At 59.1% G+C, this 12233-nt stretch carries 11 protein-coding genes; 7 read left to right on the top strand and 4 right to left on the bottom strand.

Translation table 11 applies throughout. The annotated features are described in order from the left end of the window. Nucleotides 1-4: 4 nt before the first annotated feature. From CA85_RS03220 to CA85_RS03210, 3 genes are read right to left on the bottom strand one after another with little or no spacing between them, the layout of a single operon-like run. Nucleotides 5-688, bottom strand: coding sequence for a TIGR00266 family protein (locus tag CA85_RS03220; RefSeq protein WP_146389808.1), 684 nt, complete (start codon nucleotides 686-688; stop codon nucleotides 5-7). Between the two features lie 6 nt (nucleotides 689-694). Then, a complete protein-coding gene (locus CA85_RS03215) occupies nucleotides 695-1351 on the bottom strand; it encodes a TIGR00266 family protein (RefSeq protein WP_146389807.1) in 657 nt (218 codons plus the stop codon). Next, on the bottom strand, nucleotides 1351-2490 hold the full coding sequence (locus tag CA85_RS03210) for a M48 family metallopeptidase (protein ID WP_146389806.1): 1140 nt from the start codon (nucleotides 2488-2490) through the stop codon (nucleotides 1351-1353). Before CA85_RS03210 ends, CA85_RS03215 begins: the two co-directional genes overlap by 1 nt. 156 nt (nucleotides 2491-2646) lie before the next feature. Here CA85_RS03210 and CA85_RS03205 point away from each other — a divergent pair, with 156 nt between their 5' ends. From CA85_RS03205 to CA85_RS03195, 3 genes are all read left to right on the top strand, one after another. Beyond that, the gene (locus tag CA85_RS03205; protein WP_146389805.1) at nucleotides 2647-3012 is read left to right on the top strand and encodes an HPF/RaiA family ribosome-associated protein; all 366 of its coding nucleotides are present in this window, start codon (nucleotides 2647-2649) and stop codon (nucleotides 3010-3012) included. Nucleotides 3013-3243: 231 nt separating this feature from the next. Further along, the gene (locus tag CA85_RS03200) at nucleotides 3244-4371 is read left to right on the top strand and encodes a DUF4013 domain-containing protein (protein WP_146389938.1); all 1128 of its coding nucleotides are present in this window, start codon (nucleotides 3244-3246) and stop codon (nucleotides 4369-4371) included. 133 nt (nucleotides 4372-4504) lie between these two features. Then, nucleotides 4505-4996, top strand: coding sequence for a 6-pyruvoyl trahydropterin synthase family protein (locus tag CA85_RS03195; RefSeq protein WP_146389804.1), 492 nt, complete (start codon nucleotides 4505-4507; stop codon nucleotides 4994-4996). A 281-nt stretch (nucleotides 4997-5277) separates the two neighbouring features. Here the strand turns inward: CA85_RS03195 and mfd are convergent, their stop codons facing one another. Next, complete coding sequence (gene mfd, locus CA85_RS03190; RefSeq protein WP_246112446.1) at nucleotides 5278-8601, bottom strand: transcription-repair coupling factor; 3324 nt, start codon at nucleotides 8599-8601, stop codon at nucleotides 5278-5280. 201 nt (nucleotides 8602-8802) lie between these two features. On the opposite strand from mfd, the gene CA85_RS03185 reads away from it, so the two are divergent. The 4 genes from CA85_RS03185 (at nucleotide 8803) to CA85_RS03170 (ending at nucleotide 12201) form a co-directional block, all read left to right on the top strand. Then, nucleotides 8803-9843 carry a Gfo/Idh/MocA family protein gene (locus CA85_RS03185; RefSeq protein WP_146389802.1) on the top strand — a complete coding sequence of 347 codons (1041 nt, stop codon included), beginning with the start codon at nucleotides 8803-8805 and terminating at the stop codon, nucleotides 9841-9843. A 117-nt stretch (nucleotides 9844-9960) separates the two neighbouring features. Beyond that, nucleotides 9961-10872, top strand: a complete 912-nt coding sequence (locus CA85_RS03180) for an ABC transporter permease (RefSeq protein ID WP_146389801.1) — start codon at nucleotides 9961-9963, stop codon at nucleotides 10870-10872. 3 nt (nucleotides 10873-10875) lie between these two features. Continuing rightward, nucleotides 10876-11733 carry an ABC transporter permease gene (locus CA85_RS03175; protein ID WP_146389800.1) on the top strand — a complete coding sequence of 286 codons (858 nt, stop codon included), beginning with the start codon at nucleotides 10876-10878 and terminating at the stop codon, nucleotides 11731-11733. Between the two features lie 27 nt (nucleotides 11734-11760). Further along, complete coding sequence (locus CA85_RS03170) at nucleotides 11761-12201, top strand: FKBP-type peptidyl-prolyl cis-trans isomerase (protein WP_186774709.1); 441 nt, start codon at nucleotides 11761-11763, stop codon at nucleotides 12199-12201. Nucleotides 12202-12233: the final 32 nt, after the last annotated feature.

Below are 12233 nucleotides of genomic sequence, written 5' to 3'. Positions count from 1 at the left end.
TGCGTTATCTCGCTTTCAGTTTGGGGCCGAGCAACTTGCCGAAACTGGGAGGATTGTGACTCTGGCAATACAGTCTTCCTTGCCCGCTAAATTTGCAAACCAAACCCTCACCGCCGAGGATGCTGCCCACCAAACTCGTGCCCGCTTTGCCAACGCGAAACTGCAACGTGTCGTCGAAAGCAACGATATGGCCTGTGTCGACGACGTACTCTCCGTCGACATCGACCTGATAAATCGAACCAAAACTATTGAGGAACAAGTCGCCACTGCCGCTGCACTTGACCCAGAACATTCCCTCGCCGCTGAACAACGCCTTGCCGAATCCCTGCCAGGTCGCATCGATCTCGATGCCGACCGCAGACGCTAACCAGCTCGACCCTTGCACGATCAACGTGTTGCCCAAGAGCGGGTAGTGCATCACATCACCGAGTAACCCGGGACCGATCATCAGGGTTTGATCCGAGGCGGTCGCGGTGAAGTGATTGAGGAAAAAGTTCTCGCCTGCGAACATGCGTTTGAGCCCCTTGGCGAGACCACCGCTACCGCCTTTGTTGCGAGAGGTGGTTTCCACATTGAAGCCGCTGGTCATGGCGATCATCGCGCCGACTTCACAGGTGACCGATTCACCGGCCTGCATGGTCAATTTTGCGACGGACATCGCCGGTTGGGCGAGCAGTTGATGTTGCATGATGGATTAGTAGAGGTGCGAATTGGTCCACGCCGCTAAACCGTCAAACGATCGCGACTGCATGTAGATGCGACCGGGGCCGGACACGCGTGTGACCAACCCCTCGCCGCTGAAGAAGCTCGAGAACAAACCGCCAGCCATGGCGACACGGATTCCGATGGTCGGTTCGTAAGCGACTAGGTGTCCGGTATCAACGATGTATTCGCTGTCAATTTCGCGCTGAAAGATACCGCCGTAGGCTCCGAACCAGATTCGTCCTTTCCCGCTGACCTTGAGCCGGAACAAGCCTTCGCGGGCGATGAACATTCGCAACCCCGCCCATCCCAGCCCCAGCTTCACGCCGGACTCACAGGCGATGAAAGCCCCGGGTTGCAGGAACATGGTATTGCCGTTGAGTTCCAGGCACTGGATGTCTCCGGGGAAAGCTTGCGTGAGGACAATGTCCCCGCCGCTGGGCGTCGAGAACCGATTGACGAACATCGATTCGCCACCAAAGAGGCGTTTGAGAATGCCGTTGACGAAGCCCCCGCTCCACTGCGTCTTCATCTCGATCGACGAACTCATGCTGGCCATCGCGTCGGCCTCGGCGACGATTTCTTCACCGGGCTCCAAGTGAACGCGGATATTCGCAAAGGAGGGACGATCGTGAATTTCAGCTTGCATCAGTCACCCGGCGGTTGGTTGGCGGGAAGGTCGGAAAGTTGCGTTTGCACAGCAGCCCAATCCACATCGATGGGACGGTAATCGCGTGGTGGCAACTTTTGAATCAATGCCTCCACTTGGGCTATTCTAGACGCGTCGTCAGGGTGAGTGCTGATCCAGGCAAAAATTTCTGGCAGATCCCCCTGCTCCTTATTGATGGCAGCAAAGAGCTGCGTCATCGCGGCGGGATCGATGTCGGCGGCTTGCAGCATCCGCACGCCCTCACGATCCGCCTCGTTCTCGTGTTGCCGTGAGTACTGGTTCGCCGAGGCGGTTTGAAAAAGGTCCACGCCCGCACCCATCAGTCCGCTGACATCGCCGATCAGCAGCGACATCCCAGCCCAAATTCCGAGGGACTGACCGGCCCGCTGCAGCCCGTGCCGCAGGGTGACGTGGGCCATCTCGTGGGCGAGTACCGCGGCCACCTGCTCAGCCGATGTCGCGCTGCGGATCAGGCCCGTGTAGACAACGATATTTCCGCCGGGCAGCGCGAACGCGTTGACCATCGGCGAATCGACCACGTGCACTTTGAATTGAAAACCTTCGACAGCAGCCTGCGGTTCCAAGCGATCGACGATCGACTGCATCGCGTCCACGATGACCGGGTCCTCGACCTGCGGTCCCTCCAATGTCATTGACTGCATCGCCGCGTCACCGATCTTTGCGTCGACGCTCGTCGGGAGTGCCAAAACCGCGGCTTTGGCCCCGCTGCGGACGGCGAAGTATCCGGCGACGACGACCACCAAGGTGGCCGCTACGAATGCGACTGCGTAAAACAAGCTGCGGCGAGACTCACTGCGGCGTTGCCTGTTTCCCATTGCTAACTGTTCGTCGAGCATTCCAGCGGCCGCGAGAGACAGGTCGCGGCGAAACTGGGCATCCTCGCTGTAGATCGTCAAGCTGCGATCCGGGTTGCGGCAAAACAGCATCCGTCCATGGTAGCCCCCCATCTCGACCTGGCATTCGCGATACGGGATCACGAAAAATTCGCCATCGGGGCAACGAATCGCGATCCCTGCGGGCATGAGTTCCACCTCACCACCAGCCCTTCCGTCGGCGAGCGTGTCGCTGAATACGCCGCCTGAATAGGTAGACTGCATCGAGTTCATTTTTGAGAAGCCAACGGGGTGGGGCGACCTGTCGCGAGGGGGCGATAATTTAACGCAAGCGGCTCATGTCGTGTTGCGATTGCACTATAATTGATTCTGGGTGCGGCATGTCGCCCACCCCATCATCACTCGTGAAAGGATGACCAAATGCAGATTCAGACTCACACCGACAACCATATCCAAGGTGGCGAAGCACTTTATGCTCACGTGCAGGAATCGGTCGAACACGCTCTCGAGCGGTACGAACGACGGATCACACGTGTCGAAGTCTTCCTGGCCGAAGAGCATGCTCACGACAAGCACGTGGGCCACAATGAGGATTTTGACAAGCGGTGTGTGATGGAGGCTCGCTTGCGAGGTCTCAAGCCAATTTCCGTGCGGCACCACAGCACGACGGTTCGAGACGCATTTGAAGGTGCGGCCGACAAACTGCGGCACCTGGTCGAGAAGACGATCGGCCGTTTGGAGCAACGGCACGCCAACGGCTCGGTCGAGATCGAACCGATTGTCTGAACGATGAATGGTTCGATCTAAGTTGTTAGATCGCTGAAACGAGACTCCCGGATGACGGACCATCCGGGAGCCTCCGGCATGACCCCCAGAGAAGGTTGCTCGATGAGTTGGGCTGGTGCTTTCGATCCCTCTTCCGCAGTTCTGAGTTCTCCTCCGGCGACAGCGCTCGACGTGGATGTCGCGGCCACCGACGCCAACCGTACCGGTTGGTTGTGGCGGACGAGTCGGGCGATGGTCGTAGCGGCTCGGAACCTATGGTGTCTGAGCTGGCTCGTGGTCCTGCTCGCGGTGGTCACCGCGATCCCGCTGTTGCAGATCCTCGTGCTGGGTTACCTGCTACTGGTCGCTGGCCGATTGGCAAACGGTGAGACCTTTCGGCACAGTCTGCCGGGTTTGGCAGCGGCGGGCAAAATTGGTGTGATCGCGGCCTCGCTTGGGATCGCGTCCTTGCCTATCCGATTGCTCGTCCACTGGGAGTCGGTGGTTGCCATCATCGAACCGAATTCGCAGACGGCGACGCTGCTGCGTCTCGTCACGATCCTGGTTTCGGTGCTGACAACGGTCTATCTCTGGTGGGCGTGGGTGCGGGGCGGGCAACTCCGCCACTTTGTTTGGCCCGAGCCGATTCGGTTTTTTCGAAACGCCTGGCGTCCTTCGCTCTGGACGGATGCCGCGGACTCCTTTTGGCGGTTCCTGGTTTCACTGCGATTGCCGATGCTGTTTTGGCTGGGACTTCGCGGCGCGGTGGGCACATTGATTTGGCTATTGCCCGCCATGTTGATCATGATCGTCACTCGCGATGGTCAGCGTGCCGCCGCGGGACTGGTGGGAGTAGCCGCCTTGATCCTGCTGGGTTTGGTGCTGATGACTTTGCCAATGCTGCAGGCTCATTTTGCAGCTGAGAACTGCCTGCGGGCGATCTTTCAGTGGCGGCGTGTGCGACGGGATTTGGCTTACGCCCCCTGGAGTTATGCCGCGGCGATGCTGCTCACCCTGGTGGTGCTTCCACTTCCGCTATACCTGCTCAAAGTGGAAGCAACCCCGCAAGAGATCACGTGGCTGCCTTGCGTGGTTTTCGTTGCATTCATGCTGCCTGCTCGAATCGCAACGGGATTGGCCCTGAGGCGATGTCGGCGCCTGCGCGTCGAGGCGAGTGAAAGTGGGCAGCCCAGCCGCAGTCGATTGCGGGAAAACTGGGATTTCCTTTCCCGCTGGGGCGTTCGCTTGCTCGTCGTTCCAGCGATCGTGTTGGTCTACCTTGTCGTACTCGGGGCGAGCCAATACACGAGTTGGGACGGTGTCGACACCTGGGTTCGCCAGCACGCACTGCTCGTCCCGGTACCCTTCGTGGGGCTATAGCAGTGGCTGTGTGTGGACTGCGTTTGCAAGACGATCGCCCCGGGCTATGTTGTTGCACGCCGTCATTGGCATGGCAGCATGGCTGGCGGGAACTTCACCGCACCGACTCTTATCCACCCATAGGTACCATCGCATGAACGAGCCCAGCTTTCGTGTCGACTTGACCAAGGAACAGTTCGTCTTCTCGGCGGCACACTTCATCACCTTCGCCGGTGATATTTGCGAGCGGATTCACGGTCACAACTATGCCGTCCGCGTGAGCGTGGAAGGGCCACTCGACGAGAACCGCTACGTGGTCGATTTCATTGCCCTGCGTGACGCCGTGTTGGCTGAGACGCAGGCACTCGACCACCACGTGCTGCTGCCCCGCGATCACAGCGAAATTCTCGTCTCGGAAGACGACAAAGAAACCACGGTGCGATTCCGTGACCGCCGTTGGGTGTTCCCCAACGAAGACGCCGTGATCCTGCCCGTTGTCAACACGACCGCCGAGGAGATTGCCCGCGTCATCGCTGAGCGGGTGCGCAAGCAGACGCATGATAAGTTTGGCGACGTGTTGACGACGATCGAGGTTGGCGTTGATGAAAACTGTGGCCAGTGGGGCGTGTGCCGATTGCCGTGGTGAGACACACCGTCGGTAACGCCGCCCACCCGACCGCTCAGCAACGCACGATCAATGAGTGGCGAATCTAGCGAGAGCTTTTCTGGCGTGTCCGGTGGTGTTCGCTTGCGCTCAAACCACCGGCTATTTTCTATGATCCCTGACGGAATACTTCTGGGTATCGAGCAGCTCGTTGCTTCGTCCAATACGACACTGATTACTCCCCCATTCCCGACGCGTTTCGACTCAATAAAACGACAGCCCAGTCAGCCAACGTATCACGCGAAAAATGTCATCTGCGGTGCCTAACCGATCCACAGAGCGGCGCGGGCCAACTGCAGCCAGGCTTCGCCGGTGGGGTGGCTCATGTCAAAACCTTTGGTCGGGACATATGCCTTGCGGGAATCGACGATCCGAACGGGCACAGAGGCTTTGCGGACGAGTTCTTCGAGCCGGCGTTTATTGGCGTATTGCAGCACGATGAAGCGGTCATTGTGTGCGATCGACTGGATCCCCCAAGCCGCAGCATCGAGCCGCAGTTCACAGAGCTGAGTCATTCGCATCGCCGCATCGGGTAGCGGTCCGAACCGGTCCATCAGTTCCTCACGCAACTGTGTGATTTCCTGAGCATGATTGATCCGGGTCATGCGTCGATACAAATCGATCTTGTGCCGTAGGTCGGGCACGTATTCATCGGGCAGGTAGGCTTCGATGGGCAAGTCGATATCGACGTCGGCGGATAGTTTCGGCGGCAGCTTCTTGGCTTGGCGAACCGCGTCCTCGAGCAGTTGGCAATACAATTCGTAGCCGACCGCAGCGATGTGGCCGCTCTGTTGACTGCCGAGCAGATTGCCGGCGCCGCGAATTTCCAAATCGCGCATCGAGATAGCGAACCCCGCCCCCATTTGCGAATACTCCTCGATCGCCCGCAGTCGCTTGCTCGCTTCGGGCGTGAGATGTCTTGTCGGCGAGACGAGCAAATAGCAGTACGCCTGGTGCTTGTAACGCCCCACTCGGCCGCGGAGTTGGTGCAGGTCACTGAGTCCGTATCGGTTGCCCTCGTCAATGAACATCGTGTTGGCATTGGGAATGTCCAACCCGCTTTCGATGATCGTTGTCGCCAATAGCATGTCGAACCGGTGGTCGATGAAGTCGATCATGATCTGTTCGAGCTCACCCTCGCCCATTTGACCATGACCAATCCCGATCCGGATCTCCGGAACGACTTCATTGATCTTGGCCGCGAGTTCATGCATGTCGCCGATCCGATTATGGACAAAGTACATCTGCCCACCCCGGTTGAGTTCCCGAACGATCGCCGATCGCATCTGTTTGGGGTCCCAGCGGGTGACTTTGGTCTCGACGGGAATGCGTTCGGCAGGCGGTGTTTCCAAGTTGCTGATATCGCGAGCACCGACCAATGCCATATGGAGCGTGCGGGGGATCGGCGTGGCCGACAGCGTGACGACATCGACATTGGTGTGACGCGTCTTGAGCCGCTCCTTGACAGCAACGCCGAATCGTTGCTCTTCGTCGATCACGACCAAGCCAAGGTTGTGAAAGTCCACGTCTTTGCTGGCGACACGGTGCGTGCCGATGACGATATCAACCTTGCCTCTGCGAATGTCTTTGACGGTCTGACGCTGATCGGCGGCTGTGCAGAACCGCGAAAGTTTGCGTATCTCGACGGGGAACTCCGCCATCCGATCACAGAACGAATGGAAATGTTGCTCAGCGAGTACTGTCGTGGGCACCAACACCGCGACCTGGTATCCCGACGTAACCGCTTTGAAGGCCGCCCGCATTGCGACCTCCGTTTTACCGAATCCGACATCGCCACAGATCAGTCGGTCCATCGGCTGATGCGACTCCATGTCCGCTTTGATTGCGTCGATCGCGGTGAGTTGGTCGGGTGTCTCCAGGTAGGGGAAACTCGCGTCGAACTGACGCTGCCATTCGTTGTCGGGATCGAACGAGATGCCGCGCCGGGTGGCTCGCCGGGCTTGCAGTTCGAGCAGTTCCTCCGCCATGTCGGTGACGGCCGATTCAGCAGCTCGGCGTTGATTGCTCCATGAGATACCACCGATTTTGGCCAACCGAGGGCGGTTTTTGGTGCCACCGACGTAGCGTTGGATCAGCTGGATCCGGGTTGCTGGCACATGGATCTTCGTGCCACCGTCAAACTCGATCGTGAGGTGTTCTTGATGTTGACCGTTTTTCTCGATCGAGTTCAGGCCTCGGTACAAGCCGATGCCGTGGGAGAGATGGATGACGAGGTCGCCCGGCGTCAGCTGCAGGAAGCTATCGATGGGTTTGCCACGCACCCGCGAACTGACTCGGCGGACCGGGCTACGATGAAACAGCTCTGCCCCCGTCAACACCAGGACTTCGGCGTCGCTCAGCCGGAACCCACCACTGAGCGGGGCTACAGTCATGTGCAGCCGTCCGGACTTCGCTGCATCGGTATCGGCGAGCAGTTCCGTCAGACGCTGGCCGTCGGCAGGAGTGTCCCCCACCACGATCACCTCATGCCCCGCAGCAACGCTATCAACGCGTGACTTGGTTTCGTCGAGCGAGGCCGCAAAGCTGTCGGCTGCTGCGGTGTGCAGGTCGATATGATCGGCGCCGGAGCCCTCGGCGATCTGGCTGCCGGTGACGACGCGGTGGCCGCGAAGCTCGGTGAGCAATTCCGCCATGGTGACAAAGCGGTCGGTGCGGGCGACCCGGGCCAGCAACGCGCTGCTGGTCGCTTGACATTCGGCTGGATCGACCACCAGCACGACCGTGTCACTGGGCAGGTAATCCACCACGGTCGCTTCGGCGCCCACGGAGTCATCGGGCACGGAAAAGTCGGGGCCGCTGACCGCCGCTTCGGACTCCTCCGGTACGGCGTCCTCGTCGAACTCGGTTCCAGTGAGGTTCTCGAGAATCTCACCGCTGGTTACACCATCGGCACCGATCGCAGCGAGTTCAACGCTATCGAGCGTCTCGCTGCTGCGTTGGGTGGCGGCATCGAAGCGGCGGATGGATTCGATTTCGTCACCAAACCATTCGATCCGAATGGGCGTGGTCTGATCGGGTGAATGAATGTCGAGCAAACCACCGCGGCTGGCAAATTCACCGGGAAGGTGCACCGCCGTGGTCGCTGCGAAGCCGGCTTCGGCCAGCCACCGGCGGATCTCGGCCGGGTCGACCTCGTCTCCCACGCTGAGTTTTCGCGTTGCTCGAGTGAGTCGATCGACCGACGGCACCCGCTGGATCGCCGCGCCGATGTAGGCAGTGACAACGAGTGGTTCGGGAGAGTCATCGTCGCGCGCTCTGAGCGATTGCAGAACCTGCAGTCGGGCGGCGTAGTCAGCGTCTCGGATAGACGATCCCGTTCCGTCGCCGGCGGAAAGCGGAAGTGCGACGACGTCTTCAACCCCGAACGCCCGCACGTCCCCAGCGACAATGTCCGCATCGACCGCTTGGGGCAGCAGTACCAGGACATGCGGCGTGTGCCGCGTCAGTGTGGCGGCCAGCAACCCACGGATGCCCCCCCAAACGCCTGAGAAAGCCAGGGGCGTTCGCCGCGCCGTAGGACCGAGCCCGCTCCCGATCTGGGCCGCCGCGTCAAGGACTGCGGGCACATCGTCGAGAGAACGCAGCTGATTTTTGGCCGCCTTGAGAGACCCCTTTTTGCCTTTCGGGGCGGGTTTCGACGGTTTTTTCGCGGCAGGAGGCACGTCAGGCTGTTTGGAGTAGGGAGCGGCGGTGGCGGTAAGCTAGCTGAAAACGTATCCTGATCGGCAAAATTCGGCTAGTTCAGCTTTTTAACCAATAGGAATGATATGAGTATCGGAATCGGGATTGTCGGCGTGGGCATGATCTCCAACTTTCACGCCAAAGCGATCGCCGATTCGGCTGGCGGGAGACTCGTCGGTTGCTACAACCGCAATCTCGAACGAGCTCAACAGTTTGCAGCCGACCAGGACTGCATAGCCTATGCCACGCTCGACGAGATGTTGGCCAACCCCGACATCGGCGCCGTGGCAATCTGCACACCCAGTGGAGCACATTTGGAACCGGCCGTCGCCGCAGCGAAGGCGGGCAAGCACGTGATCGTCGAAAAACCACTCGAAGTGACCCCCGAACGGTGTGACGAGATCATCGCCGCGTGTGAGCAAGCCAACGTGAAATTGGCAGTTACCTTTCAAAGCCGCTTCCACCGTTCGTCGCAACTGATGAAGTCGGCCGTCGATGCCGGTCGGTTCGGAAAGGTCACCCTGGGGGATACCTATGTTAAATGGTTCCGCAGCCAAGAGTACTACGATAGCGGCGCGTGGCGGGGGACCTGGGATCTTGACGGTGGTGGGGCATTGATGAACCAAGCCATCCACAGCGTGGACTTGCTGTTGTGGTTGATGGGCCCGGTCAAACGCGTCTCGGCGATGATGGGAACCATGACCCATGAGCGGATCGAAGTCGAAGACATTGTCGTGGCCAATCTCCAGTTCCAAAACGGAGCCTTGGGGGTCATCGAAGCCACCACGACCGCCTTCCCCGGGGCGCTCAAGCGAGTCGAGATCGCCGGCAGTAAGGGGAGTGCTGTCCTCGAGGAGGAGGACATCACCCAGTGGACGTTCGCCGACGAGACGGCTGAGGACGAGACGATTCGCGAATCGATGGCCGGTCAAACTCAGACGGGCGGCGGTGCTGCCGATCCGGCCGCCATCGGGCATCACGGCCACACCGAGGTTTTTAACGATTTTCTCGAGTCGATCGAGCAGGATCGCCAGCCCCTGATCGATGGTACCGAGGGCCGCCGGAGCGTCGAGTTGATCTGCGCGATCTACGAAAGTGCTCGCTCAGGGGAAACGGTGAACCTGTAGCGGGCGTTTGCCCTGTCATCCTTGACGCACTGATGCTCAACCGCCACTCTCGTCGCTGCCGCAACTTGCGATTGACCGGGCCGGTTGGAACGCTTCTTCCTTTTTATGTCACCGTCGATGTCTACCACCTCCTACTCCCGTCCGCATCTCGAGCCCATTGGTTGGATGGGGCGGATGCGGACTTGGTCGATGATTTTCAACACGGCGTTTTCGGAGCGTCTGGCCTATCGCGGCGATTTTGCGTTGGGCACCTTGATGCGTTTCCTGCCGATCATCACCCAGATCTTCCTGTGGTGGGCGATCTTCGATTCGATCAAGCACAACGGGGTCGTCAACCCGGGCGATAGCACGGGAGACGCCAGCGAACCGGTGCGGATTGGCGGCTATGGATTTCGAGAAATGGTCGCCTATTATCTGATGACCATGATCGCCCGGGCGTTTTCGAGCATGCCGAACCTGGCGTCGGGGATCGCCCTGCAGATCCGCGAAGGTGAGATCAAGCGATACTTGATCCAACCCATCGATCTGATCGGTTTCCTGTTGATCAACCGCATCGCACACAAAGTCGCATACTACGCGGTCGCAGTCGCCCCTTTTGCGCTCGTGTTCTATCTCTGCCGTGACTACTTCGTCGATGGCTTTCCACCGCTGCACCAGTTCCTTGCCTTTCTCGCTTCGCTCGTGATGGGGTTCCTCATCGGTTTCTTTCTTGAGGCGTCGATCGGGATGATTGGCTTTTGGTTTCTCGAGGTCTCATCGCTGCTGTTTCTGTACATGCTCTTCAGCTTCTTTCTCTCCGGGCACATGTTCCCCTTAACGCTCCTGCCGGATTGGATCGAACCCTTTGTGAGTTTCCTGCCGCTGAAGTATCTGGCGTACTTCCCGGCGGCCGTTTTCTTGGGGAAAATCCCAGCGGACGAACTGCCGATGGAGATGGCGATCCAAGCCGCTTGGTTGGTTTTCTTCATGGTGGTCTGTCGCGTCGCCTACGCTCGAGGCGTGGCGCGGTACAGCGGGTATGGGGGCTAATCGATGCTTGCCGAAGTGAATCGCTATCGACGTGTGTTTCTGACGTTCGCCCAAAACAGCTTGGTGCGGGACATGACGTTTCGCACCAACTTTGTCCTCCAGTGTTTAAGTTCACTCGGATGGACATTGATGAACGTTGGTTTCTATTTGATCATTTTTGAACACACGACATCGATCGGTGCCGATACCGGATGGGACCGTGAGAAGTTCTTTTTGTTCCTAGCGACGACATGGTTTATCAACTCCCTCGTGCAAGCGTTCTTCATGCCCAATGCCGAGGAGTTCAGTGAACTGATTCGAACCGGCGGCCTCGATTTCGCCTTGCTCAAGCCGATCGATACGCAATTTTTGATCTCATTTCGCCGCGTCAATTGGAGTTCGCTGGCCAACTTTGCGGCGGGATTGGTGATCGCTGCAGTCTCACTCTGGAAGCTCGCCCATCGCGAGGTGGACCCGTACGTACCGACAGCGACTTCGGTCGTGCTGTACATCGTGTTCTGCGGCTGTGGCGTCGCGATCATGTACAGCCTGATGATCTGTTTGTCGGCAACGAGTATTTGGCTGGGCCGAAACCAGACGCTCTACAATTTTTGGTTTTACATCACCAACTTCAGCCGTTATCCGATGGAGATCTACAACCGTGGCTGGGGCAAGCCGCTGTACGGTTTCTTCACGTTTGTGATACCGGTGCTGCTCGTCGTCAATGTTCCGGCGCGACTGCTCGCCCAGCCGATCTCACCACGCAGCCCTCAGGAGTGGTGGCTGGTAGCGTGGATGGCTGTGGCCACGGTACTGAGCGTCCTGACCAGTCGTTGGGTATTCCGCACGGCACTTCGAAGCTATCGTAGTGCCAGCTCTTAGTTTCCATTCTCCGCTCTGCACTCGAAAATGTCGCCACGCTTTCTGCTGCCACTGCTGCTCGCCCTCACCGCCGGATGCTCTCCCCTTTCTCGCAGCAGTTCGCCGGGGCCGGAAGACCCCGATGCCCCCAAAGAGTTCACGACAACCGACTCCGGATTGAAGTACCGGATTTTGCGGCGAGGCAGCGGTGACAAGCCGAGCCCACAGAGCTTTGTCACCGTCGACTACGTCGGCTGGCTCGACGACGGTGTGGAATTTGACAGTTCGTACAACCGCAGGGAGTCGACGAGTTTCAATTTGCAGAACGTCGTGCCTGGATGGACCGAGGGGCTGCAATTGGTCAGCGAGGGCGGGATGATCGAGTTGGAGGTACCGTCGGATCTCGGGTACGGACCAATGGGGATGCCCGGCGCGATCCCCCCCAACGCGACGCTGCACTTCAAGGTCGAACTCCACGACGCACGATAACACAGTAGTGGACGAGGCGACGAGTCCATGAT

The sequence above is a fragment of the Allorhodopirellula solitaria genome, assembly GCF_007859855.1.
In the GTDB taxonomy this organism is placed as follows: Bacteria; Planctomycetota; Planctomycetia; order Pirellulales; family Pirellulaceae; genus Rhodopirellula; species Rhodopirellula solitaria.
The sequence above is the reverse complement of the archived record's forward strand: the minus strand, read 5'-3'. Positions and strand labels throughout refer to the sequence as shown.

Excerpts from the sequence above, each read along its gene's own strand:
- CA85_RS03220 (WP_146389808.1), bottom strand. The coding sequence starts at position 688 with ATGCAACATCAACTGCTCGCCCAACCGGCGATGTCCGTCGCAAAATTG.
- CA85_RS03215 (WP_146389807.1), bottom strand. The coding sequence starts at position 1,351 with ATGCAAGCTGAAATTCACGATCGTCCCTCCTTTGCGAATATCCGCGTT.
- CA85_RS03210 (WP_146389806.1), bottom strand. The coding sequence starts at position 2,490 with ATGCAGTCTACCTATTCAGGCGGCGTATTCAGCGACACGCTCGCCGAC.
- CA85_RS03205 (WP_146389805.1), top strand. The coding sequence starts at position 2,647 with ATGCAGATTCAGACTCACACCGACAACCATATCCAAGGTGGCGAAGCA.
- CA85_RS03200 (WP_146389938.1), top strand. The coding sequence starts at position 3,244 with ATGGTCGTAGCGGCTCGGAACCTATGGTGTCTGAGCTGGCTCGTGGTC.
- CA85_RS03195 (WP_146389804.1), top strand. The coding sequence starts at position 4,505 with ATGAACGAGCCCAGCTTTCGTGTCGACTTGACCAAGGAACAGTTCGTC.
- CA85_RS03185 (WP_146389802.1), top strand. The coding sequence starts at position 8,803 with ATGAGTATCGGAATCGGGATTGTCGGCGTGGGCATGATCTCCAACTTT.
- CA85_RS03180 (WP_146389801.1), top strand. The coding sequence starts at position 9,961 with ATGTCTACCACCTCCTACTCCCGTCCGCATCTCGAGCCCATTGGTTGG.
- CA85_RS03175 (WP_146389800.1), top strand. The coding sequence starts at position 10,876 with ATGCTTGCCGAAGTGAATCGCTATCGACGTGTGTTTCTGACGTTCGCC.
- CA85_RS03170 (WP_186774709.1), top strand. The coding sequence starts at position 11,761 with ATGTCGCCACGCTTTCTGCTGCCACTGCTGCTCGCCCTCACCGCCGGA.